We start from the raw sequence: 24,425 nt of genomic DNA on the forward strand, positions 1-24,425 counted from the left end.
CGTGCTCATCAAAGATGTGGACGCGCGGTGGACGGAACGGTCGGAGAATGTGCTGGCCGTGGACTTCGGCACGTCGACGAGCCGTGCCGTGCTGGTCGGCGCCGACGGACGGGACCGGCTGGTCAAGGATCCCGTGAGCGGGTCATGGCGCTGGGTGTCGGCGGTCTACGCCGATGACGGGGGCCCGGTGTTCGGGGCGGCTGCGTACGGCAGGCGCCAGCGGGACCCGGCGCGCTATCTCAAGGAGTTCAAGCGGCTGCTGGGACCCGACGAACCGGTGCGGCTGGGGGGCCGGGCCTTCTCCGCCACGGAACTGGTCGCCGGGCTGCTCGGCGCGGTGCGGGACGAGGCCCTGGCGATGCTGCCGTCGGGCTCCGGACTGGGGCGCGTCGTGGTCACCGTTCCGGCGGGCTACGAACCGGACGGAGCACGGTGGACGGCGATGCTGGACGCCTGCGGCCTGGCGGGCTTCGAGGACGCGGAGCTGCTGTCCGAGCCGGTGGCGGTGGCGCTGGGTCCGGCGCCCCGGCCGGTGCGGTCCGGGGGCCCGTCCACCGTGCTGGTCTACGACTTCGGGGGCGGGACCTTCGACACGGCGCTGGTGCGCTACGGCACCGGGGCGAGCGCGGGCGAAAGCGGCGAGGGACACCTCCCGCCCCGGGTCCTGGGCCACGCCTGTCTGGACTCCTGCGGCGGGCGGGACATCGACGGTGCGCTGGTCCGGTGGCTGCGGGAGACCGGACGGGCGTGGCTGGAGCCGCTGCTGGCCGTCCGGGACGGCGCCGAGCTGGGACGGGCCATGGCACTGGAGGATCTGGCCCGCAGGATCAAGCACCAGCTCAGCGGAGTGAGCAGTACGGAGGACCGGCTGTTCCCGGAATCCCCTGTCGTCCGGGTCACCCGCGAGGTGCTGGCCGGGCTCGCGGACGCCACGGTCGCGAGCACCGTCGACTGCTGCCGCGCGCTCATGCGGCGGTGCGGGGTCGGCACCGCCGAGGTGGCGTACGTCCTGCTGTCCGGCGGCAGTTCGCGGATGCCGGCGGTCCGGGCGGCGGTGGAGGCGTCACTGCGGCTGCCGGTGGTGCCGTCGGACGACCCGGATCTCGCCGTGGTGCTGGGGGCCGGCGTCTGGGCCGCGGGCGGCGCCGCCAGACGGCTGGCCGCGGGGCGGCCTGCCCGTGGGGTCGAGCCGTTGGCGTGGCAGATCCCCGGCGGCTCCGCCCGGCTGACCCGCTGGCTGCGTGCCCCGGGAGACGCCTACGCGCAGGGCACCGCGCTGGCCCGGGTACGGCTGGCGGACGGTTCGCTCCATGACCTGACGGCCGCGGGACCGGGACGTGTGCTGCGCCGCCATGCCGGGCCCGGCCAGCGGATCGCGGACGGGGACTGGCTGGTGACCGGTCTCCGGCCGCCTGTCGAGGGCGAGTTGCTCACCACCCCCGGTGTCGTCCGCGAGGGAAGCGCCGTCGGCGACGGGGGCGGGGCTGCTCCGGTGCGCTCGGCGGCTCCGGTGCGTTCCGTGGTCTGGAGCCCGGACGGGCGGCTGCTGTACGCGGCGGGCGAGGGCTGGGTGAGCGTGCTGGACGGGGAGTCGGGACAGCCGGTCGCCTCGTTCTCGGGCGCGGGTCCCGGGCGTCATCTGACGGTCCGCGCGGACGGCCGGCTCCTTGTCCACGGGACGAAGGACCCGGAGGGCCGGACCGGGGTCGTGGACGCGCGGTCCCTCGCCCCGCTGGGGGCGCTGGACCAGGATCACGCGGGCGACGGTCCCGTCGTCTTCGCCCCACGAGGACGGCTGCTGGCCGCCGGCCACGACGACGGAACGGTCCGGCTGGCCGCCGTCCGGAGCGACTTGGGTACCGGCGACGGCGTCGGGGCCGGTACCGCTGCTGCCGGCACCGGCGCCCGGCGGCTCTCCGTGAACGGGACGGCTCCGCGTGAGCCCGGCCGGATCAGGGACATCGCCTTCGGCCTTTCGGGCCGCGAGGTGACCGCGGTGAGCCGGGTCCGCCAGGAGCGGGGCCGTATCACCACATGGCGCGTCCACGACGGCGCGGTGCTCACCGATCTGGACCTGGACACGCCCCTCGAACGGCTGGCCCTCGGTGCGGGAGGCAGACTCGCGGCCTCGGGGCCCGGCGGCAACGCCCGCTCGCGCAGCGGGCGCGAGGCCGCGGTGTGGCTCTGGGACCGGGACCGGTTGCCGGGCGCGGGGAACACCCGGGCACGGGACGCCGGCGGGCGGGACGCCGGTGCGCGGGACGCCGGTGCGCGGGACGCCGGTGCGCGGGACGCCGGTGCGCGGGACGCCGGTGCGCGGGCCATGGGGGCGGGGGACGCCGGTGAGGGCGCCGCCGTACTCGTACGGCGCGGACGCGGATCGGCACCGGCGCTGGCGTTCTCCCCCGACGGACATCTCCTCGCCGAGGGCGGCCAGGACGAGTGCGTACGGCTGTGGGACACCCGTCGGCGCCGCGAGATACGGGCGTACGGCACGGGCGCGGCGGTCCGCGCCCTGGCCTTCGCCCCCGACGGACACGCCCTGGCCGTCGGTACGGACCAGGGTCTGACGCTGTGGACGCTCACCGCGTCGTCGGCGTACCGGACACAGACACGGACAGCGGCACAGACAGCGACAGCGACAGCGCAGGACAACGGATAGCGAGGCCACTGTGACCCATATATCCCTCCTCGACGTGTACGGGCCGACCCTGGCGCGGCTGCGGAAGTCCCTGGGCGACAGCGCCCCTCCGGGCGACGTCGCCAAGGCGCTGGCCGGGGCGCTCACCGCGCTGCCGCCCGGTGGATCTGCGCCGTCCGCCGCACCGGCCGCCGCGCCCTTCGCGCAGGCCGTGCAGTCCGCCGTCTGCCTCGCGCTCTACGCCGTACTCGATCCCGTACCCGCGCCCGTGTACGGGCCGGCCGGGACGCCGACGCGAGGCGATGCGCCGGCGGAGTCCGGCGGCGGGGTGGCCGAGCGGCTCCAGGGCTTCAGGACACGGGCCAAGCAGCTCAATCCCCTCGCCGCGCACACCTCCCCAGAGGAGGCCGCCCCACCGCCCCCGCCGTCTCCCGCCCAGGTGAGCGTGGCCAAGGTGCTGGACGGTGTACGGGGCGCCCTGGAGGCCGCCGACCAGGTGATCGTCGCGATGACCCCCCAGCCGCCGGAACCGGAGATCCTGCCCTGGACCGAGGACGACGAACTGATCGACATGCTGCACGACGTACTGGCGGCGGGTTCGCGCGGACGCGAGGGCTTCGCACTGGCGCGTATCGCCGATCTGGAGGAGACGCTGCACTCCCGGGGCATCCAGGCCGTGCGGTACGACCCGGCCGGCGCCGGCGCCGAGGGCGACCCGGGCCTGTTCGACTTCGTCGAGGGCGCCCGGCCGGGAGTACCGGGGATGACGCTCGTACCCGCCCTCGTGGATCTCACCGCGGACGGCCGGACCCTGCGCCGGGGACGGGTGCGACCGCCGGTCGTACCCCGTCCCGCGCGGGACGGCGCCCCTGGCGCGGAGACCGGCTGACCGGCTGACCGGCTGACCACGCCATCACAGAGCAATCGACAGCGCACACACTTCTTGGGGGACGAGATGACAGACGACACGAGCATCACGATCATCGGATTCGACCTGGGGCACGGCGACACCGCCGTGACCAAGGTCCACGCGGGCACGCGCCCGGACAGCGCGTCGCTCGGCGACCGCAACGCGCCGCCGGAGATCATCGAACTGGGCGGGGACCGCAAGCAGCTCGTGACGGCGGTGACGGTCACACCCGAGGGTGCCGTCCTGGTGGGCGAGGCCGTGTTCGAGTTCCCCAGGTCCGAGATCCATGTCGCGTTCAAGAGCCCGCATGTGGAGCGGGAACAGGTGCGACGCCCTCTGGAGCTGTTCGCGCGGCAGGTGGTCCAGGACATCAGGGAGTCGCGGCTGTCGAACAGCGGCCGGGTCCGCTGGATCTTCGGTCACCCCTCGGGGTGGGACACCGAGCAGGTCGCCGGATACCGGGAACTGCTGGCCGGGGTCTGCGCCCCCGACGAGGTCGGTCTCGTCCCCGAGTCCCGGGCAGCGCTGCTGTACGCGCGTGACGCGGGCGACCTCCCGGAGTCCGGGCCGCTCAGCAGCAAGTCGCTCACCGCCTCGACCCTCATCGTGGACATCGGCTCGTCCACCACCGACTACACCTCGATCGTGCACGGTACGAGCCGCCCGGTCGACCACGGCAATGTCGTCCTCGGTGCTCATCTGATCGACAAGTCCGTGCTGGAGATGGCGATCGACCGCTCGCCCCACGCGGAGCGGATACGGGCCGAGCTCGACGCGGAGACCTCGCGAGGCGCCAGGCAGCTGCTGGAAATCAGCTGCCGCAAGCTCAAGGAGAGATTCTTCAGCATCAACCCCCAGCGCTTCACCTACAATCCGAACGCCTCCGCGACCACCACCGAAGAGGTCTTCACCCGGGACGGGGACGCCCTCAATCTGAATATCAAGATCGACCGGAACGACATGGCGCGGATCCTGGACACCCCGCACCCCGAGCTCGGCGGTCTGTCCTGGCACCACGCCTACCGCCGTGACCTGGGCGCGGCCCTGTCCCACACGGGCACCGAGGTGGACATGATCCTGCTGACCGGCGGCCCGTCCCGGATGCGCTTCGTGCAGGAGAGCACCAGGGAACTCGCCCCCGGCGCACGGGTGATGCTGGGCACGGAACCCGAGTTCGCCATCGCACGGGGCCTGGCACTCGCCGGGCGGATGGACGAGCGCACCCGGGGATTCCGCAAGGACGTCGAGGAGTTCCTGGCCACGAAGACCGTCGGCGATCTGGTGAACGAGCGTCTGCCCCAGCTCACCGAGGCCATGGGCGCGGCGGTCGCCTCCGGACTCACCGAGAACCATGTCATCCCGGCCTTCACCGCCTGGCGCCGGCGCGACATCGTGACCATCGACGGGATGCGGAACCGTATCGTCTCCGGGGTCAACGCCGAGCTGAACAGCACCGACAACGCCGTACTCAACAAGATCGTCGCGGACTGGATGGCCGAGCTGCGTCCCGAGCTGGCGCAGCACACCGCCGTCATCTGCCGACGGTGGAATCTCGAACCCACCGCGCTGTCGCTTCCCGAAGTGAGCGTGAGCGGGGGGAAGATGACCGCCCGGGTGAACACCTCGGCGGCCACCGATGTGCTGAACAACATCAGCACCCTGGTCAATGCGGCCATTTCCGGGGTGGTCGCCACCGCGCTCTTCGGCGCGGGTTCCGCCATCATCATGGCGACGGGTCCCTTCGCGGTCCTGTTCGCCGCGGCGGCGATCTTCATGGGGCTGGGCACGATGAAGAACGCCATCATGGAGGAGATCGGGGACAAGGATCTGCCCATGGCGGCCAGGACTCTCCGCAGTGAGGCGTCCATGATCCGCAAGCTGCGCGAGCAGGCCACGGCGCAGGAGGCGGCGCTGGCGAGTGAACTCGCCTCGCAGTTCCGGTCGGACGGCAGTGGGCGGCTCGCCCGGGAGATCACGGCGTCGATCGAGAAACAGCTGACGAGCGTCGCGGCCGAGGTCGAACTTCTCATCGCCTGATGGCCGGCGCCGGCTCAGGGGGGATCATGACCAGACATCCCGTTCCGGGACCGTCGGCGAAGCGCGCCGGCACCCAGCAGGGCGTGCCCGCGCCGTACGACGGGCCCGTCGCCGTCCAGTTGTCCGAAGCTCCGTCCGAAGCCCCGTCCGAAGCTCCGTCCGGGACTCCGTCCGAAGCTCCGCCGGAGGCCCCGCTGTTCGAGGAGCCGACGGACGCCGAACTGGCACGGCGTGGTGCGAACGGTGACCAGGAGGCGTTCACGCTCCTGATGAGCCGGTACCGCGTGATGATCCATGCCACCTGTCTGCGGATCGTCGGTGACGCGGACGACGCGGGCGACGCGGTGCAGGAGACGCTGATCGGTGTCTGGCGCGGTCTGCCCGGCTTCCGCAGCGACGCCAGATTCTCCACCTGGCTGTACCGGATCGCGGTCAACGCGGCGCTGAAGGAGGCCGGGCGCCAGAACTCCCGGCCGCTGCCCGTGGAGGAGATACCCGAGCGCAAGGAGCCGGTCAGATCGGTGGCGGACCGGGTGACGGACGGGCTCTCGGTCCGGCGGGCGCTCGCCCTGCTGCCGCTGGACTTCCGGGTGGCCGTGGTCCTGCGGGACTGTTGCGGATGCGAGTACAGCGAGATCGCCGGAATCCTCGGCATACCGATCAACACCGTCAAGAGCCGGATCTCGCGCGCACGGCAGTCGCTGGCCGACCTGCTCCGCCCCAACGACGATCCAGGAGAGATGTAATGGACGGTGGACGCTGGCTCGACATGTCGGCTCTCCCCGACGTGGACCCGGACGAGGCCGTCTCGGACGAGGCCCTCAACCGTTTGCGTCAGCTACTGCGCGAGACGGCCGCGTCACCGATCGACGACGAGAACTGGGCGCGGATGCTCTCCGTCGCGCTGGACGAGCCCCACGGGGCCCCGGGAAGCGACCCGGCCGCCGTGAGGAACACGGCGACGGGAAGTCACCCGGCCACGGGAAACCAGGGGGCCACGGCGCACCGAGCGGCGGCCACGGCACACCGGGCCGCCGCCGCGGGACAGCACTCCGCCGCCTTCGACAGGCTGCGAGGCGAGGTGCTCGCCCTGTTCCCCCCGCTCACCGAGGCCACCGCGCGGCTCGGCGGGGAGGAGGCGCTCACCCGGCTCGGCACCGCGCGTGAGCGGCTGGACGAGGGACGGCTGACGGTCGTGGTGTGCGGTGAGTTCAACCGGGGCAAGTCCAGTCTGCTCAACGCCCTGCTGGAGGAGGATCCGCCGCTCTTTCCCGTGGAGACCTCCTACACCACCAATGTCGTCACCACCGTCTCGTACGGACCGGCCGAGCGTGTCACGGTGACACTGGAGGACGACAGCGGCGAGGTCGTCGAGCGGGAGATCGGCCGGGGCGAGATCGCCGGATATGTGACGGAGAGCGGCAACACCGCCAATGCCCGGCGGGCCCTGACCGTACAGATCCGCACCCCCAACGCACGGCTCGGCAGCGGGCTGACCCTGGTGGACACGCCCGGCGTCGGCGGTGTCCACCAGGACCACACCGCCGCCACCGCCGCGTTCCTGCCCAGCGCCGACGCCCTGGTGTTCGTCACCGATGTGGTCAAACCGCTGACCGACAGCGAACTGGCCTTTCTGCGCCGGGCCATGAAGGCCGCCCGCACCACGGACGACGCCGACGGCCAGATCTTCGTCCTCACCAAGATCGACGCGGTGCCCGACCACACGGAGCTGCTGCGCAACACGATGGACAAACTCACCGAGGCCACCGGGCTCCCTCCCGGTGAGCTGACACTCCTGCCCGTCTCCAGCCAGGCCAAGCTGGACCATCTGGTCTCCGGCGATCCGGAGGATCTGGAGCTGAGCAACTTCACGGCGCTGGAGAACACGGTATGGGCGGCTCTCTCCCGCCGCCGGGCCAAACTGCTCCTCGGCGGCGCCCTGACCGGTCTCGAATCCTGCGCGCTGTCGCTGTTGCGCCCGGTGGAGGCGGAGGCGGCGGTGCTCGGGGACCGGCGTGAGGAGGAACTGCGCAGGCTCACCGAGGAGTTCACCGAGCAGCAGCGGCGGCTGGACGAGCTGAACGACGGCGGATCCCGCTGGCGGGCCGATCTGCGGGCGGCGCTGAGCGGGGTGGAGGCCAGGCTGAGGCGGGAGGCGCGCAACGGACTGGCCGAGGTATGGGCACAGGTCGGCGCCGAACATCTCTACCAGGAGGCCTATCTGGACAACCCGGACCGGCTGCTGTCCGAGGTGACCGCGCAGGTCGCCCAGCTCCTGGGCACGGCCAATGAACTGGCGGCCCGTGAGGCGTCCAGGGTGGTACGGGAGTTCTCGACGTACAACGGTCTGGCCCTGGCCCCCGCGCGGATCGGCCGGCTGCCCGACCCGCCCGTACCCGCCCTGCCGCCGGTGGCCGGGACACAGCAGAGGGAGGACGCGGAACGGCGCAAGCTGATGGGTTCCAGCGTCGGCCTGGCCGCCGGGAGTTCGGCGGGCGCGGCGGGAGGCGCCACGATCGGCGCGCTGGTCGGCACCCTGCTGATGCCGGGGCTCGGCACCGCGGCCGGCGCGCAGTGGGGCGCCTGTATCGGCTCGGCGCTCGGCGGACTGCTGGGGACGAGAGCCGGCTATGTCAACGCGGCGAAGACCCTGGAGAAGGAGCAGCTCACCGGGAAGCGCGACGCCCTGCGGCGCGCTCTGACGCCCCTGCGCAAGGAGCAGGAGCGGCATCTCGACGAGGGTACGGCCGAGGTGATCCAGGAGTGGAGCCGGGCCGTCGTCGCCGAGCTGGACAGCCGGATCGCGCAGGAACGCGAGACCGCCGCGCGGGCGTTGGTCAGGCTGGAGAGCGCCCGGGACACCACGGCGCGCGAGGCGCTCGCGCGCCGGGCCGAACTGGACGGGGAGCGGTCCCTGCTCGACGGGCTGCGTCTGCGGATCGCGGCGCTGACGGAGGAGGCGGACCTGCTGTACGTCTCCCCGGAGCGCTCCGGGGAGCCGGGCACGGCGGCGCCCGGCGAGAACGCGGGGCACGGCTGATGCCGCGGGATCACGACGTACGGCGGATGCCGCGGGACGGTGACGTACGGCAGATGCCGGGGGATCGTGACGTATGGCTGATGCCGCGGGACGGGGCCGGGGCGGGGCGGCCTCGGGAGAGGGCCGAGGCGGCGTTCGCCCGGGGGGAGGCGCTGCTGCCCGGCCCGGAGTTCCACCGGGCGCGGGTCCGGCTGAACGAGATCCGTGAGAGGTTCCGGGCCCGGCTGCGGGTCGCCGTGGTGGGCCGGGTCAGCGCGGGGAAGTCCACGCTGGTCAACGCGCTGCTCGGGGAGGAGCGTTCGCCGACCGGGGTGACGGAGCTGACGTTCAATGTCACCCGGCTGCGCCGCTCCCGCCAGGAGTCGCTGACCGTCCACTACAGGGACGGGCGTCCCAGCCGGCAGCGGGCACCGGACGATCTGTGGCGGCTGGTGGCACAGGCCCGTCATGACCCGGAGCGGCTGGCCGAGCTGCGCGCCGTGGACTGGCTCGATCTGGGTATCCCCAATCCGCGGCTCGCCCGGTTCGATCTGGTGGACACCCCGGGCCTGGACTCGTACTTCGGTGAGGAGTCCGCCAGGACGCTGCGCTTCCTCGGCCGTACGGGAGAGGATGTGCACACCGCCACCGTGGAGCACGCGAGCCGGGCGGACGCCCTGGTGATGGTGTTCGCCTCGGGACTGGCCGAGTCGGAGGAACGTCTTCTGGCCGAGGTCACCGGAGCGGGGCTGCGCGCCGTCGAGCCGATGACCTCGGTGGGGGCGCTGACCAAGATCGAGTACTACTGGCCGGTCCGTCCCGATCCCATGGCGGAGGGCGAGCGCGTCGCCGACCGGCTGATGACGAAGTCGGGCGGACGCCGGATCCTCTTCGAACTGGTGCCGGTCGCCGGTCTGCTCGCCACCGGCGCCGCCGCCTGCACCGAGCGGGACGCCGCGGATCTGGTGGAGTTGTCACGGGTCGCGCCCGCCCTGCTGGAGGCACGCGTCAGACGGGGGCCGTACTTCGCCTCGCGCGACTACCCCGATCTGCCGGTGGGCACCGAGCGGCGGGCGGCGCTGCTCCGCCGTTTCGGCGGCTACGGCACCGTCCTGGCCTGCGCGCTGGCCAGGGACGGTCTGACCGACCGGGCGGGGCTGCGGGAGGAACTGCTCAGACGCAGCGGTGTGGTGCGTCTCGGCCAGGTACTCACCGAGCACTTCGGCAACCGCGCCGATCTGGTGAAGCTGGACGCCGCCGTACAGGAGATGGGCGAGCTGCCCGCGCTGGGCGGGCAGGGCGCGGAACCGTGGCTGCGCTGGCGGCTGGAGGAGGCGGCGGACCAGGTCACCCGGCTGCGGCTGACGGAGCACGCGTTCCGTGAACTGGCCCTGCTACGGCGGGTGTATGACGGCTCGGTCGTACTGACGGCCCAGGAGCTGTCCGAAGTCCTGCGGATCACCGGAGAGTACGGGGACTCCCCCGCGGCCCGGCTCGGTCTTGCGGCCGATTCGAGCCGGTCCTCGCTGGTCGGCGCGGCTCTGCGGCAGCAGGCGTACTGGGCGGGCGTCGATCTGGACGCGGCGCGCGGCCCGGCGACGGCGGAGGCGGTACGGACCGTGCGCCGTGGCTACGACCTGCTGCTGAACCGGATCGGACCGGTGGACGGCAGGGCGGGAGGTGACGGGTGAACGCCGTGGACGGCACGGGCCGACGGGGCGGACGGGGCGGGCCGGGCGTCCCGGTGGACCCGCTGGTTCGTGCGCCGGTGCGTAGATCGGCTCGTACGCCGGTCCACGCGCGGGTCCGCACGCCGCTCCGATCCGGTGGGACGGCACCCTGTTGTGGCGGATCTCGGCCACAATGGGCGTGTGATGACGCGGAGTGCCTTACTCGCGGATCTGTCCTCCGAAGGCATGGCGGAACTCGGCCGGTCGGGGACGCTCGTGGTGTACCCGGCCGGCCGGACTCTGATGCGCGAGGGGGACGAGGACCGGCATGTACTGGTCCTGCTCGACGGCTGCGCCAAGGTGGTGGGGGTCAGTCCCGGAGGACGCGAATCCCTGCTGGCGATCCGGGTCGCGGGCGATCTGGTGGGCGAACTGGCGGCGCTGGACGGGAAACCGCGTTCGGCCACGGTGACAGCGGTGCTGGCGACGACCGCGCGCCGGCTGTCCGGCGACGAGTTCCTGGCCCTGCTCGGCCGGCATCCCGGGGACTGGCTGACCGTCAGCCGCTATGTCACGGCCAAGCTGCGCGACGCCAACCGCTCGCGGGTGCATTCGGGCAGTCCGGTCGTGGCCAGGACGGCGCGGGTGCTGATCGAACTCGCCGAGAAGTTCGGCCGTCCGGTCCCCGGCGGGGTGCTGGTGGACATGCCGCTGCCCCAGTCGGCCCTGGCCGGGCTCGTCGGTGCCTCGGAGCCCGCGCTGCACCGTGCGCTGACCGGGCTCAGACGCAGCGGCGCGGTCGACACCGGCTATCGCCGCATCATGATCGTGGACAGTACGGAACTGGAACGTGCCATGCGGGACTGAACCCGGGGAGGCGGCGTCGTCCGGCCGCTCCGGCCGCCGGACAGGAGTGACGATGGCGCTGGTGTCTCCCGGTATCACCCGGGTCGTGTTCGCCGTGGACATCGAGGGGTACAGCAAGCGGCTGAACCTGGAGCAGATGCGTGAGCAGGAGCGGCTGGACCGGATAGTCCGGCACGCCTTCACCAACGCGGGGACCGAGTACTTCGCGCGGCAGGACAGCGGGGACGGGGTCCTGCTGATCCTGGAGGCCGGTATCGACCAGGCGTGGGTGCTGCCCCGGTTGCTGACCGGTCTGCGCGACGGTCTGGAGGTGGACAACCGGGACCGCGGTCCCACGGGCCGGATCCGGCTCCGGGCCTCGCTCGGTGAGGGGACGGTGCATGTGGCGCGGACCGGTTTCGCCAGCGGGGCGGTGATCGAGGTCTGCCGGTTCCTCAACTCGGGTCCGCTGAAGGCCGCTCTGAGTGAGGCGAAGGACCGCGATCTGGTCACCGCTGTCACGGACCACACGTACAAGCAGGTCGTACAGCAGCGGTATCCGGGCCTGGACCCGTCCGCGTTCCGCGAGGTACTGATCACCATGGAGGACAAGGGGTTCAGCGAGCGGGCGTGGATCGACGCCCCCGTCCCCGACCGGGCTCCCGCCGTCCCGGAGCCGCGGACGGTCGAGGGCTACGGGGGGCCTTCGGGCGTCGAGGGCACGGGCAAACAGCCCGCCGCCGGAGCCGAGCGCCCGCGCAAGGCGCCGGGCTCACGGCTGAACTCGGCGGTACGGACGGTCGAAGCCGGCTATCTCATCCATGAGCTGAAGCAGGGGCACCCCGGCGACCGCCCCGACACCCCGGGCGACCATGTCTCCGGTCCCACGGGGACGGGGACGGACGCCGGTCCTTCGGCGGAGACGGAGGAGTACGGGGAGGAGGACGAGGACGACTTCGACGACGAGTCGCCGGACGAGACCTGACGCTCGCGGGAACCCCTGAGGCCGGAGGGCCGGGGGGGCGCAGGTCCAGAGGTCCAGAGGTCCCGGGGGGGGCGGGAGCCGGGGGGGCGGGAGCCGGGGGTCTCCCGAGGGGGGAGGGGGTGGGTACCGTCCCGGCCAGGGACGGTACCCGCTCTCACCGCACGGTCGGGACCGGCCGGAGCAGATTCCGGCGCGCCTTCCCGACCTCCAGCCGTACCCGGGCGGCCGGTTCGTCCATGGTGTCCGCGATCTCGTCGTAGGAGAGCCCGGCGAAGTCGCTCAGCGCCAGCATGGCCCGCTGTCCCGGCGAAAGCCGGCGTAAGGCCGACTCGAAGGCACCGTTGTCCGCTTCCTCTTCCTGATCCGGGGTACGTGGGGCGAGCGCCAGCGAGTGGATCACGGCACAGCGGTCGAACAGGGCGCTCGCCGAGGAAGGAGCCGTTCCGCCCGTCCCCCCGTCGGCGAACCCCTTCCAGGCGTCACGCAGCGCGGCCGTGGCGGCGGCGCGGGCGGCCTCCTCGTCGCAGGTGATGAGCCGGCACAGGCCCAGCAGCCGAGCCCGGTGACGGCCGGCCAGTTCGGTGAAGGCCGTACCGTCGTCGCCCCGCGCACCGGGGGTGAGCGGTTCGGTGGTGTCGGCGGTTCCGGCCATGTTCTCCGGTCCGTACATGTCCGTGCTCCTCAGTCTCAGTTCCGAGGAGTGGACCGTAGGCACCGGCGGCCGGCATCACCACATCAGAAGATGCCATCGGGGGACGGATTTCTCACCGGACGAGCCGGTCCAGCAGAACGGCCCCGCCGCAGCAGGCGAGAGCGGCGACGAGCAGCCACAGCGAGCCCGCCACAGCCCGGTACTTCACGGACACGATCAGACTGACCTGACGGAGCTGACTGACCGTCAGCTCCAGTCGGGCGGCGGCCGACCGGTCTATCGCGGCGCCCAGTTCGGCGTCGGTGCCGAAGCCGGCGGCATCGCCGAAGTACTCCACCGTCGAGCCGCCGGTGGCACCGCGCCGCGATCTGCGGGGATAGACCACACTGCCGAGCAGAGCGATCCCGCCCGTGCCCGCGGCCAGCCCCGCCCACCACAGCCACTGCACGGACACGACCAGCTCCAGCGGCGACCAGGACCTGGCCAGCAGCCCGCCGGCCAGCGCCCCGCCCCCGATCCCGGCGCCGGCCAGCAGGATCTGTGCCTTGTTGTCGGCCCGGTCGACCTCGGACCGGGCTTCGGCGAGCAGGACGGAGGCGTACTCCAGGGCGGCGTCCTCCGGAGGAGGCGGCACCGGAGCGGGAAGGCCCGCGGGCCGGCGTACGGCGGCGAGCACCCTGAAAAACCATGAGTCGGCCATAGGACAATTCTGCCTTTCCGGCGGCGACTTCGGCCTTGAACAGTTCTTGTCGCCCGGCGCCCCCCTCATTACCTTCTGTCCCCTCGGATCGCGGCCTCGTGCTCACGAGGTCCATGAGGGGGGACAGATGAAGAGGAAGAAAGCGATTCGCCGTTCCATCGCCGTGCTGGGGGCACTCGCCCTACGTCAGAAGGAGTTCGGGTCTATCGTCCCGGTGACCAGGCTGGTGAGGAACTGGCGCAGCGTGGTGGCCTGGGCGGGCTGCCGCTCCTCGCCCGCCGCCCGCCGGTCGGGGACCGGGGCGGCGGGTATCTCGAAGCCCGCGTTGAGCCGGTATCTGATGGGCAGGGCGAGCAGACCCCGTACGAAGGGCGAGGAACGCCAGGGGAGCCGGTCCACCGGTACCGCCAGTTCGAGATGCTCGAAGTGCTCGAACAGACACTCAAGGGCCAAGGTGGTGATGGTGGTGGCGAGTTCACGGGCCGGGCACTGCCGTGGACCCGCGCCCCAGGAGAGATGGGCCCGTGTGCTGGTCGCCCGGTGCGCCGACGTACCGGTCGCGAAGCGTACGTCCGTGTGCGTGGCCGCCGTGGCGATCCACACCGGTTCGCCCGCCCTGATGATGTACTGGCCCAGCCGCTGATCGGTCACCGGGAATCGCGGTACGAAGTTGGACAACGGCGGTTTCCGCAGGGCGACATGGTTCACGGCTTCACGGATCATGCCCGCCGAGAGACTGGCGCGTGCGCGGCCGTCGCCGGTGATGATCTCGACGACGGCGTTCGCGATGAGGATGCCTCCGTGGTCCGCGATCATCCCCATGAGCATGATGAGTTCATGGGCCAGTTCCGAGGCCGTCAGACTCGGCCGTGCGGCCAGCATGTAGGAGGGGAAGTCCTCGCCCGGCCGGCGCCGTTTCTCCTCGCCGAGCCTGCCCATGGCGGTGAGGACCCGCTCGGAGGCCTGGGCCGAGGCCGGTCCGGCGTCGAGGATCCGCCAGATGTCCATGAGGGCTTCGTCATCGAGGGAGCCGGGGGCGCCCAGCAGCTCGCCGGCGACCATCAGGGGCAGCGGCCGGGAGAACTGCGCGGCCAGATCCGCCGTACCCGACCTGCCGCCCTGCGCGAGCAGGGTGACGAGGTCCTTCGCGGTCCGGCGGATGTTGTCCTTGAGCCTGCGGGTCCGCGGATGGCCCGGGTCCTGGAAGGGCTTCAGCGCCGCGTCCCAGGCGGCCCTGTATTCGGCGTGGTCGGGGCCGCCGCGCGCCATCATGTTCTCGGCCACCAGCGCGGGAGCGACCGGCCAGTCGTCCGGGACGCGGCCTTCGTTGCGGGCCCGCCAGTGCTGCATGCCCTTGGGCCACATCGCGTCGTTCTGGAGTACGTGCAGGGCTTCCGGATATCCCAGCACCAACCACACGGGCACACCCAGCAGATCCACCGGAGCGACCGCACCGTACCGGCTGCGCAGACGCTCGTGCACGACCTCCGGGCGGTCCTGGTACTCACGCCCGAGCAGCGGCTCGGTCGTCAGCGACTCCAAAGTGACGTCCGGGGTGTATCCCCCGCTGACTCGTTCCACGTCGGTCTCTTCCCACAGCGCGGCTCACCGCACCACAAGTCGACCGGCGGCACGGCTAACTGAGCGGCCGTCAGCGAGCGGAACACCGAGCTGACGTGGTGTGATCGCCCTGGGCCGCCCAGTCGCGTTACACACTGCTAGGGAGCGGACACATTTCCAAGCCCGGCAACGTCAAGGCTTGGACAACAAATCCCGGGCGGGGCGTCGTTCACGCGAAGCGCATCGGGATCTCGGCGGGGGCCGCGAGCAGATCGGAGATCTCGTCGTCGAGACGGACCAGGGTGACGGAGGCTCCGGCCATGTCGAGCGAGGTGCAGTACTCGCCCACGTAACTGCGGCGGATCTCGATGCCGCGCTCCGTGAGCTGCCGGTGCGCCAGCCCGTACACCAGATAGAGCTCGCCGATGGGGGTGCCGCCCAGACCGTTGACCATCAGGGCGACAGCGTCACCGGAGGTGTAGGGGAGATCGTCGACGACAGCGGTGACGAGTTCACGCACCATGGCGTCGGCGGGCTGGAGCTTCTCGCGGCGCCGCCCCGGCTCGCCATGGATCCCCACGCCCATCTCGACCTCGTCCTCGGGCAGATCGAACAGCGGGGACCCCTTGGCCGGCGGGGTGCACGCGGTCAGCGCCATACCCATGGTGCGGGTGACGGAGTTGACCTTCACGCCGATCCGGTGCACCTCGTCGAGGTCCGCTCCGCGTTCCGCCGCCGCGCCGACCGCCTTCATCACGAAGAAGTTGCCCGCCACCCCACGCCGGCCGACCGTGTAGGTGGAGTCCCGCACGGACACGTCGTCGTCGATGTACAGGGTACGGACGGTGACACCGTCGGCCTCGGCGAGCTCTTCGGCCATCTCGAAGGCCATACGGTCGCCCGTGTAGTTGTTGACCAGCAGCAGCACGCCCCTCGGGGACGCGACCAGCTTGACCGTCTCGTACACATAGTCGGCGGGCGGCGCGGAGAAGACGTCCCCGGGACACGCGGCGTCGAGCATTCCCCTGCCCACGGTCATGACATGGGCCGGCTCATGACCGGATCCCGATCCCTGGACGATGGAGACCTTGTCCGCGTGCGGCGCGTCGGCGCGCATGATCAGGTTGTATTCGGGGACGTAACGGAGGGTGTCGGGGTTGGCCAGGGCCAGCCCCTGGAGCATCTCGGGCACATAGTTCTTCGGGTCGTTGACGAACTTCTTCATGAGGGTCGCTCCTGGGACTCGACGCTGAGGCAGGGACACGGACAGGGAGTGGGGAGTGGGAAGCAGGGAGTGGCGAGCAGGGATACGTGGGGACGGGGATCGGCGCCGGCCGGTGCGGCCGGACCGGAGGTCAGACGCGCCGGGCCCATTCGTCGGCGACGCGCTCCGCGATGACGGCGATGGCCACGGCTCCCGCGTCGGGCGAACCGATGCTGCGCTCCCCCGTGTAGCTCGGCCGGCCGCGTCTCGCCAGCATCGGAGTGGTCGCGTCGGCGGCGACACGGGCCGCCGTCGCCGCGACCCGCGCCAGCTCGGCGGGGCCGGCGGCCGGGCCCCGGGCGGTCCGCGTCTCCTTCTCCAGCGCGTCGGTCATCGGGATCAGCGCGTCCAGCAGCGTCTTGTCGCCGAGATCGGATCTGCCCCGTACCTTGATGCCCTCGGCGGCGGCGCGCAGCATGGCGACCGCGTCCGCGCCGCCCAGCTCGGACCAGGACCGGTCGTTGACGGCCCCGGCGGCCCGGAGGAACGCCGTACCCCACAGCGGTCCCGACGTGCCGCCCACCCGTTTGGAGATCACCAGGGCGACCTTCTTCAGAAACGCCGACGGAGCGCCGCGGTCGAAGGTGTCCCAGTCCGCGAGCACGATCTCGAAGCCCCGCGCGAGCGAGTAACCGAAGTCGCCGTCGCCCACGACGGCGTCGAGTTCGCCGAATTCGCGTTCGTTGTCCACCGCGGTCCGCGCGATGACCCCGACGACGAACTCCAGATCGCTGTCGCCGTCACCGCTCCCCCGGACACCGCCACGGCCGAGGTCAGGACGGCGCCCACCGCCACGGTCACTGCCGTTGTCTGTTGTCGATGACATGTCTCTCCTGACTCCTCACTGGCCTGCGTCACTTCGCGCCGGGGGCAGCGGAGAGCAGGAATTCGAGATCGGCGAGCCGGACGAAGGGGCGCGGATCCGCACCGAGAGGGTCGCTCAGCACCTCGGTGGTGCTCCCGGCGTTACCGGTGCTCCCGGTGCTCTCCTCCGGCGCGGGGTCGCCCAGGGACGACACGACCAGCAGAGCGCCGGTGAAATCCTCCTCGCCGGTGTAGGCGCTGGGGGTGACCACACACCCGAGGCCCGCGTCCAGCGCCGACAGCAGCCCGTTGTGGCTGTCCTCGATCACCACGGTGCCCGTGGGGCCGAGCCCGAGCCGGTCCACCGCGTACCGGTAGATGTCCGGGGCCGGCTTCTTGCGCGGGACGATGTCCCCGGCGAACACGGCGAAGCGCGAGGCGAGTCCGGGCCCGGCGGCGAGTTCCAGCACGCTCCGTACGGCCGGCTCCGCCGAGGTGGAGGCGACGGCCAGGGTCCATCCGGCGGCGTCGGCCTCGGCGGCGATCCGCCGTACACCGGGCCGGGGCGGAATGGCGCCGCTGCCGATGATCCCGGTGTACACCTCGGTCTTGCGCCGGTGCCATCTCGCGATCCGCTCGTCGAGCGCGTCGGGGTCGCCGGGCAGCCCGGCCGCCGCGATGAACTCGGGGGTGAGGAGCGTCCTCATACGCTCCTTGCCCCCGCCGACCTTCACCTTCTCCGCGTACTCGCGATCGCTCCAGCGCACGGGCAGGCCGAACTCCTCGAAGGTCCGGTTGAACGCCGGCAGGTGCCCGTAGCGCTCGGTGTCGGCGAGGACTCCGTCGCAGTCGAAGACAAGGGCGGGCACGGCGTCACCCGGCCCGTCCGGCGCTGCCGAAGAGCGTCATGAGCGAGCCGGCCATCCCGATGACGTCCTGGCGGACGGAACGGAACAGGGAGGGCGGATCCCATTTCTGTTTCTCCGCCGCCGATTCGAGAAAGGCGAGACTCGACTTCATGAATGTTTCCTTGAGCGCGGTCGAGATATTGACCTTCGCGCATCCCCGGGAGATCAGATCACGGAATTGCTCTTCGGAGAGGCCGCTGCCGCCGTGGAGCGCGATCGGCAGAGGATGCGCGGCGACGATGTCGGAGACCCGCTGGAAATCGAGTACCGGTGCGCGTTTGTATGTACCGTGAGCGTTTCCGATGGCGGGCGCGAAAACATCCACATGGGTTGTCGCAAGGAATTTCAGCGCCACGTCCAGATCCTGCTGGGCGGCCGCCCTGTCGGTGCCCACCCCGTCCTCGACCCCCGTGATGGACTCGATCTCGCCCTCCACATGAGCACCGTGCGCACGGGCCTCGGCGACGACCTCGACCGTCTGCCGCATGTTCTCCTCCACCGGCAGCCGGGAGGCGTCGAACAGTACGGAATTCCAGCCCTGCCGCAGACACTCGGTGATGACCGCTCGTTCCGGACAGTGATCCAGATGCAGACTGACGGGCACCTCGATACCCGCCGTCATGGACGTCCACATGGCGTAGAGCACATCGCTGCCGATCGATTTGACCGTCTTGACGGACGTCTGCACGATCAGGGGCGAGGATTTCTCCACGGCCGCCGCGAGAACCGCCTCCATCGTGAGGTCGTTGAAGACATTGATGGCCGGCACCCCGTAACGCTCTTCGAAGGCGTCGGACAGGATGTCGGTCAGCGGCACGACAGACACATGGACTCCTGGGATCGGGCTCGCCCAATGGAGGCCCGGCCCTTCTGGCGCGACCGGACGCTCCAGATACATTCCACGCCAGTCGGCCGAGCGCCGCCAGTCGGCCGGGACCGCCGCCGCACCAGGTCCGGACACCCGCCTGTAATGACTGTATGGACTACGATTGTTTCCATCAGATCGCCGCTTCGTCGATGAGGGGAGTTCCGCGATGACGGTCTCCGGTCTTGCCGGTGAAGCCGTGTTTCCCGCGAGCGGCCGGTTCAGTACGTCACTGGCACCCGAAGAGCTGCGGCTGAGTCAGGAGCTGGCCAATACGGTCGGCCGGACCGTGAAGCCGGCGGTCGATCTGCTGCACGACCGGGAGCGGGCACAGGCATGGCTGGACGTGCTGATTCCCGACTGGTGCCGCCGGCACGAGCTCGCGGATCCACGGATCGTGCTCACCGGAACGGATCTGTCACGGCTGCGTGCCCTGCGGGACGACCTGCGCCATGTCCTCGATTCCCGGGCCGGGGGTGCGGAGGGGCTCGCGGGGACCGCCATCACCTCGGGTGCGACGGTCTCGGTGTCCGCCACCCGTGCCGTTCTCGTGCCCACCGGGACGGGTGTCACCTGGCTGACGGCCGCCGTCGCGATCGAGTGTCTTCTCGCGACGGGCCGCGACGATCTCCGCCGGCTCAAACTGTGCCGCCACCCGGAGTGCCGTCTCGCCTTCTACGACCGTTCCAAGAACAACAGCGGGGTCTGGCACAACACCGCCAAGTGCGGCAACCCCGCCAATGTACGGGCTTTCCGCGCCCGTCAGCGGAAGACCACGCTCTAGCCACCGGCCGCCCTGGCCGCTGGCCCCACTGGCCAGGTCCTCAGGGGACGAGTTCCTTCGGCACTGAGGCGCCCATGAGGGACAGCAGGTCCGCGAGGAGCTGGTCGAGCTCCTCCCCCACCTCCGCGATCGCGGGGTTGCCGTAGCTGTCGAACAGGGTGCTCGGCTGGTCCACCGCGAAGCGGGTGGTGCCCTCCGCGTCCGCGTAGATGACCGTGCGCAGGGGCGCGTGGAGCACCGCCGAGGGATCGTGACGGAACATACGCTCGGCGATGACGTGGTTACCCATCAGATACTCGGTGCACTTCCAGCCCGAGGGCGAGCCGGCCATGATCGCCGTGATGTCGATGTTCCCGTAGATCATGAACCCGTGCGGGGCGTTGATCTCCGCGAAGGCGCGCACGGCATCCCAGTCGGCGAGCTGGCCGAACCGGGCGGTGTCCACGGGCGGAACGAGCTCCTCGTAGCGCTGGACGGCCCTTTCGTAGGGCAGGGGCAGAACGACATCGAGCCTGCGTGTCAGATGCTCGACGGAGTGGTTGTCGAAGGTTGTCATGATGAGCCACCTCGGTTGATGGTGATGTCATCGATGTCGATGGTGATCGAGGGCATGTTGAGATTGGACGTTCCGTCCTGGTTGCGGCGGAAGACGCGTCGCCAGGTGGGAAAAACGAACCCGCCGTAGGTCTTCGGACGGCCGGAGTAGTGCGCGACGAGGGTGCCGCCGAGAATCTCGGTGACGTAGTCCATGCGTCGCTGCATGAAGTCGGTGTCGTAGTAGAACACCTGCTCAGGGTTGTGCGTGGTGACGGCATCGGGGAAGCGGACGCGCAGCCGCCGCCATTCCTGGCCCGCCTCGTGCCAGGGCCCGATCTCGTGGGCCTCGACGCCGGGGCGGGTGAACAGGAAGGGGCTGGTGAGATAGTTCCAGAGCGCGTAGCCGATGAAATAGCCCAGGTGGAGCCGGTCCCAGGGGGTGGCGCGGAGAAAGCCGGTGAAGGCTTTCCTGGCGTCGGTCCGCTCCTCGACGGTCCCACCGTCGCCGCTCCGCACGGTGACCCGCTCGGGCCCGGTCTCGAAGACCAGGCGCAGATCCGGTGCGGTGAACGGGGTGAGCACACTGCGTTCGCGCCGTGTGTCCACCGTGACGGTCTCGTCGGCGAGCACACCGTCCCAGCCTTTGACGGCCCAGACAGGCCCGCCGATCGAGAGACGCGTGGTGACGGTGGCGACGTCGTTCCAGCGGTCGAGGCCGCCATGGGCGTCAAGCACCTTTGACAGCAGGCCGTCCATGAGGGAATTCCTTCCCGTGGTCGGAGCACGCCTCTTCGAGCCGACGGTTCGGGCCCTCCGTGGAGGGCCTGCGTGCCGGACCACTGCCACGTCGTCTCACCGCATGGTCTCAAGCGTCGGCACCAGATGGAAACAAGCGTAGCACCTTTACCCATTACCCACCCGGCGGCGCCCTCCGCGCTCAGGATCCCCGCACCCGCCCCCTGTCCGGGCTCGCGACCGGGTCGCGCGGGGTGTCAGGTGGCGCGGGCCACGACCTCGATGTTGTGGCCGTCCGGGTCGCGGACGTAGCAGGCGTAGTAGCCGGGTTCGTACTGCGGGAGGAGGGCCGGTTCACCGAGTACGGCGACGCCCATCTCGACCGCGGTCCGGTGCACCTGGTCCACATGCTCGCGGCTGTCGGCGCCGAAGGCGACATGGAGTTCCCGGTCGGTACGGCCCTCGGCGGGGATGATCCAGATGTCCGCCTTGTCGCCGCGGCCGAGTCCTACGGTGTCGCCGTCCTCCGCGACGACCTGGGTGCCGCACGGCGCCAGCAGGCGTTCGTAGAAGGCGCGGCTGGCACGGACATCGCTCACCTGGAGGGTGATGTGGTCGATCATGTTCTCCAGTGTCATCACAACCGCCTCCGGGGTAGGGCAGGGACCTCGCGGCGAACGAGTGAAGCGACGGGTGCGGCCGGGTGGGCCGCCGACGGCGCCCCTGCCCGTATCCGCCCGGATCCGTGGTCCCTCACACCGGGACGCCTACCCGCGTGCCGTCCCCGTATCTCCGGTGAAGCGGGGCGGCTGTCCGCTCGTCCCGGTCCAACGGGCCGCGATCGCCTCCAGCCGCTCCCGATAACCTCCCTGATCCTCCGTCAGATCCCGCTCGGCCCGCGACCGGCAGCCGCAGCGGTCCCAGCGGGCCGCCTCGCCGAGGGAGTCGGCGGACGGTGTCAGGGCGAACGCCTTCAGGGTGTCGATCAGCATGGGGCGGCATACCGGGCAGCTGTCCGGCCGGGCGGTCACGACCTCGCCGATCTGCGGGTTGTACCAGGACAGACTGAGATCGCCGGCCTCGTCGGGCGCGTACGCCTCGGCGGTGGCCGTCCGCAGCGCCCGGATCAGCAGCCACAGGGACGGCGGTTCCCACAGGCCCTGTTCGTGTGCCCAGCCCAGCAGACTGCCCTGCTTCGCGCTCAGCGGGAAGAGCATCTGGATGGCGAAGCGCGCCGCGCGGGTGCCGCGGATCGTGGCGAGTGTGTCCTCGTACGCCTCGGCCGGGGACAGGCCGAGCCCGCCGAGGGTGATGTTGGCGATGGGGGCGATACGGCGGGCCCGCAGCTCGCGGGCGGCCGTCTCGTAACACGCGGTGGGGGTGCGCTTGAGATGACAGTGGCGGCGCTTGTCGGGATCCCAGGACTCCACACCGAGATGACAGGCGACGGCGGCACCGGGCAGAAAACCCTGTAACTCGTCGAGCAGGCGCGGGGAACAGAACTCCGGGCGGGTCTCGAAGGTGAAGCCGACCGGTCTGCGGCGCGCGACGCTCCGCAGCAGGTTCCGGCGGAGGCCGGCCGGCACCTCGCGCTCGTCGAACAGGCTGCCCGAGGGCGAGAGATAGATCAGTGAGCCCTCCGGCACGGACGCGATCCGGGCGGCGACGGAACGGTGAACCGCGTCGGGGTCGATCTCCGGGCCCACACCGTAGTTGCACATACTGCACTGTCCGCCCCGGTCGAAGGTGCAGCCTCGGGTGCGGAACCAGAACTGGTAGAAGTCCACGACCGCCGAGGGGCGTCGCAGCCACACGGTGCCCTTGCGCACGGTCCAGTCGGTGTCCGGGGGATGGGGCGTCCGCCCTGCCCGGATCTGCCGGTTGGCCCGGAGGAGCGTGCGTTCGACCTCGGAAGCGGCGAGGGTCGGCATGGCGTGCCTCCAAAGGCGGCGAAGGTGCGCGGGGAGGACCGGGCGGGGAGAACCGAGCGGGGAGGACCGAAGCGGTGAAGTGGGGAAAGCCAGGTGAACTCGGGAGAGATGAGGAGAGGTGGGGCATACCCATCAGACAATCGGATCAAACAACAGCGAAACTCCCCTCGCTGACGACCGATCGGCGTAGGCTGCCGGGGTGTTGGGGTACTGGGGGTACTCACCGGTACTGGGGGGTACCCACCGGTCCCCCACGCGGGAAGAGGGTCTCGGGGTGGGGAGACGCACGGTGCCGCACGCTTCACAGAGCGACGAGGACGACCGGGCGCGTCGGTCACATCACGGCGACGGCGTCGACGACAGCGACGGCGACGGACCGGCCCCGTCGGTTCCCGGCCGCCTTGTCCCCGTGACCGGGCACGGTGTCGGGGAGGCCGAACTCGCGGCCGTCGCGCGCGTACTCGGCTCGGGCGGCCTCACCACCGGCCCGGAGACCGCGCTCTTCGAGGAGGAACTGGCCGGACACTTCGGTACCGGGCCGGTCCTCGCGGTGAACTCGTGCACCGCCGCTCTGCATCTGGCCCTGCTGTGTCTGGGCGTCGGCGCGGGTGATGAGGTGATCACCTCCGTGCTGACCTTCCCGGCCACCGTCAACGCCGTACTGGCCGTCGGCGCGGTCCCGGTGCTCGTCGACGTCGACCCGCGGACCCTGAACATCAGCCCCGCCGCCGTGGCGGCGGCGGTGACCCCCCGCACCCGGGCCGTCGTCCCCGTCCATATGGGCGGCGCCGCCTGCGACATGACGGCCCTGCGGGACATCGCCGACCGCCATTCCCTGCGGCTGGTGGCGGACGCCGCGCACGCCGTCGACACCCGGACCGGCGGCCGGCACATCGCCGGTGAGGCGGATGTGTCCTGTTTCAGTTTCTACGCCACGAAGAACCTCACCTCCGTCGAGGGCGGCGCCCTGACCGGACCCGCGGAGATCGTCGACCACGCGCGGCTGCTGGCGCGGCACGGGCTGCGCTTCTCCTGGGACCCCGCGCTCCCGGCCACGGCGGCCTCCTACGAAGCGGTCGCCGCGGGCTGGAAGTACAACCTCAGCGATGTGCACGCCGCCGTGGGCCGCGCGCAGTTGGCCCGGCTGCCGGAGCTGCAACGGGCCCGCCGGGAGGTCGTACGGATCTACGACGACGCCCTCGCCGGGCTGCCCGGCGTCGAACTGCCCCACCGGACTTCCACGGAGGAGCACAGTTGGTATCTCTACCAGATCCAGTTGACGGCGGGCCCGGACAGCCACGGTCCGGACGGCCACGGTCCGCGCGACCGGGTGGCGGAGCGGCTGCGCCGCGCCGGGATCGTGACCGGTTCCTACTACGCGCCGCTGTCGCGGCACACCTTCCTGGCGTCGGTGTGCAGGGTGCCGGAGCGGCCCGTACACGCCGAGGCGGTCTGGCACCGGCTGCTGGCGCTGCCGGTGCACCCAGGCGTGTCGGCGGCGGACGCGAGATGGATCGCCGCCCGGCTGACGGCCGCCCTCGCGGAGGAGGACCAGGACTGACCCCTGACGCGCCCGT

At 71.2% G+C, this 24,425-nt stretch carries 21 protein-coding genes; 10 read left to right on the forward strand and 11 right to left on the reverse strand.

The features are described 5' to 3' along the window. The first annotated feature begins 1 nt into the window (after position 1). From ACWGDX_RS04125 to ACWGDX_RS04160, 8 genes are all read left to right on the forward strand, one after another. A complete protein-coding gene (locus ACWGDX_RS04125; protein WP_453622028.1) occupies positions 2-2,662 on the forward strand; it encodes an Hsp70 family protein in 2,661 nt (886 codons plus the stop codon). A 10-nt stretch (positions 2,663-2,672) separates the two neighbouring features. Then, entirely contained in the window at positions 2,673-3,530 is an 858-nt protein-coding gene (locus ACWGDX_RS04130) for a hypothetical protein (RefSeq protein ID WP_453622030.1), read from the forward strand. Between the two features lie 66 nt (positions 3,531-3,596). Beyond that, positions 3,597-5,588, forward strand: a complete 1,992-nt coding sequence (locus ACWGDX_RS04135; RefSeq protein WP_453622031.1) for an Hsp70 family protein — start codon at positions 3,597-3,599, stop codon at positions 5,586-5,588. A gap of 26 nt (positions 5,589-5,614) precedes the next feature. After that, positions 5,615-6,334 (forward strand): RNA polymerase sigma factor, encoded by a 720-nt coding sequence (locus ACWGDX_RS04140; RefSeq protein ID WP_453622032.1) that lies wholly within the window; start codon positions 5,615-5,617, stop codon positions 6,332-6,334. After that, positions 6,334-8,628 carry a dynamin family protein gene (locus ACWGDX_RS04145; RefSeq protein WP_453622033.1) on the forward strand — a complete coding sequence of 765 codons (2,295 nt, stop codon included), beginning with the start codon at positions 6,334-6,336 and terminating at the stop codon, positions 8,626-8,628. Before ACWGDX_RS04140 ends, ACWGDX_RS04145 begins: the two co-directional genes overlap by 1 nt. Continuing rightward, the gene (locus ACWGDX_RS04150; protein WP_453622035.1) at positions 8,628-10,298 is read left to right on the forward strand and encodes a dynamin family protein; all 1,671 of its coding nucleotides are present in this window, start codon (positions 8,628-8,630) and stop codon (positions 10,296-10,298) included. Before ACWGDX_RS04145 ends, ACWGDX_RS04150 begins: the two co-directional genes overlap by 1 nt. 183 nt (positions 10,299-10,481) lie before the next feature. After that, positions 10,482-11,144, forward strand: a complete 663-nt coding sequence (locus tag ACWGDX_RS04155; protein WP_453622190.1) for a Crp/Fnr family transcriptional regulator — start codon at positions 10,482-10,484, stop codon at positions 11,142-11,144. A gap of 52 nt (positions 11,145-11,196) precedes the next feature. Beyond that, entirely contained in the window at positions 11,197-12,108 is a 912-nt protein-coding gene (locus ACWGDX_RS04160) for a hypothetical protein (protein ID WP_453622037.1), read from the forward strand. 154 nt (positions 12,109-12,262) lie between these two features. Here the strand turns inward: ACWGDX_RS04160 and ACWGDX_RS04165 are convergent, their stop codons facing one another. The 7 genes from ACWGDX_RS04165 to ACWGDX_RS04195 all read right to left on the reverse strand — a co-directional run bounded on the left by ACWGDX_RS04165 (position 12,263) and on the right by ACWGDX_RS04195 (position 18,822). Further along, on the reverse strand, positions 12,263-12,778 hold the full coding sequence (locus ACWGDX_RS04165; RefSeq protein ID WP_453622039.1) for an RNA polymerase sigma factor: 516 nt from the start codon (positions 12,776-12,778) through the stop codon (positions 12,263-12,265). Positions 12,779-12,872: 94 nt separating this feature from the next. Then, a complete protein-coding gene (locus ACWGDX_RS04170) occupies positions 12,873-13,460 on the reverse strand; it encodes a Pycsar system effector family protein (protein WP_453622041.1) in 588 nt (195 codons plus the stop codon). Between the two features lie 186 nt (positions 13,461-13,646). Next, positions 13,647-15,041, reverse strand: a complete 1,395-nt coding sequence (locus ACWGDX_RS04175) for a cytochrome P450 (protein ID WP_453622043.1) — start codon at positions 15,039-15,041, stop codon at positions 13,647-13,649. A gap of 208 nt (positions 15,042-15,249) precedes the next feature. Continuing rightward, entirely contained in the window at positions 15,250-16,245 is a 996-nt protein-coding gene (dhaK, locus tag ACWGDX_RS04180) for a dihydroxyacetone kinase subunit DhaK (RefSeq protein WP_453622045.1), read from the reverse strand. 130 nt (positions 16,246-16,375) lie between these two features. Next, entirely contained in the window at positions 16,376-17,110 is a 735-nt protein-coding gene (dhaL, locus tag ACWGDX_RS04185) for a dihydroxyacetone kinase subunit DhaL (RefSeq protein ID WP_453622047.1), read from the reverse strand. A gap of 28 nt (positions 17,111-17,138) precedes the next feature. Beyond that, positions 17,139-17,957 (reverse strand): HAD-IA family hydrolase, encoded by an 819-nt coding sequence (locus ACWGDX_RS04190; RefSeq protein WP_453622049.1) that lies wholly within the window; start codon positions 17,955-17,957, stop codon positions 17,139-17,141. Between the two features lie 4 nt (positions 17,958-17,961). After that, a complete protein-coding gene (locus ACWGDX_RS04195; protein WP_453622051.1) occupies positions 17,962-18,822 on the reverse strand; it encodes a class II fructose-bisphosphate aldolase in 861 nt (286 codons plus the stop codon). 208 nt (positions 18,823-19,030) lie between these two features. Here ACWGDX_RS04195 and ACWGDX_RS04200 point away from each other — a divergent pair, with 208 nt between their 5' ends. After that, a complete protein-coding gene (locus ACWGDX_RS04200) occupies positions 19,031-19,645 on the forward strand; it encodes a CGNR zinc finger domain-containing protein (protein ID WP_453622053.1) in 615 nt (204 codons plus the stop codon). Between the two features lie 40 nt (positions 19,646-19,685). On the opposite strand, the gene ACWGDX_RS04205 is transcribed toward ACWGDX_RS04200, so the two are convergent. From ACWGDX_RS04205 to ACWGDX_RS04220, 4 genes are all read right to left on the reverse strand, one after another. Beyond that, the gene (locus ACWGDX_RS04205; RefSeq protein WP_453622055.1) at positions 19,686-20,201 is read right to left on the reverse strand and encodes a DUF302 domain-containing protein; all 516 of its coding nucleotides are present in this window, start codon (positions 20,199-20,201) and stop codon (positions 19,686-19,688) included. Then, positions 20,198-20,938 carry a hypothetical protein gene (locus ACWGDX_RS04210; RefSeq protein ID WP_453622057.1) on the reverse strand — a complete coding sequence of 247 codons (741 nt, stop codon included), beginning with the start codon at positions 20,936-20,938 and terminating at the stop codon, positions 20,198-20,200. The genes ACWGDX_RS04205 and ACWGDX_RS04210 overlap by 4 nt, the downstream gene beginning before the upstream one ends. A gap of 236 nt (positions 20,939-21,174) precedes the next feature. Beyond that, a complete protein-coding gene (locus tag ACWGDX_RS04215; protein ID WP_405983617.1) occupies positions 21,175-21,555 on the reverse strand; it encodes a VOC family protein in 381 nt (126 codons plus the stop codon). A 129-nt stretch (positions 21,556-21,684) separates the two neighbouring features. Next, positions 21,685-22,848 (reverse strand): hypothetical protein, encoded by a 1,164-nt coding sequence (locus ACWGDX_RS04220; protein WP_453622059.1) that lies wholly within the window; start codon positions 22,846-22,848, stop codon positions 21,685-21,687. Between the two features lie 289 nt (positions 22,849-23,137). On the opposite strand from ACWGDX_RS04220, the gene ACWGDX_RS04225 reads away from it, so the two are divergent. Then, entirely contained in the window at positions 23,138-24,409 is a 1,272-nt protein-coding gene (locus ACWGDX_RS04225) for a DegT/DnrJ/EryC1/StrS family aminotransferase (RefSeq protein WP_453622061.1), read from the forward strand. Positions 24,410-24,425 lie beyond the last annotated feature (16 nt).

This window comes from Streptomyces sp. NPDC055025, assembly GCF_053608565.1.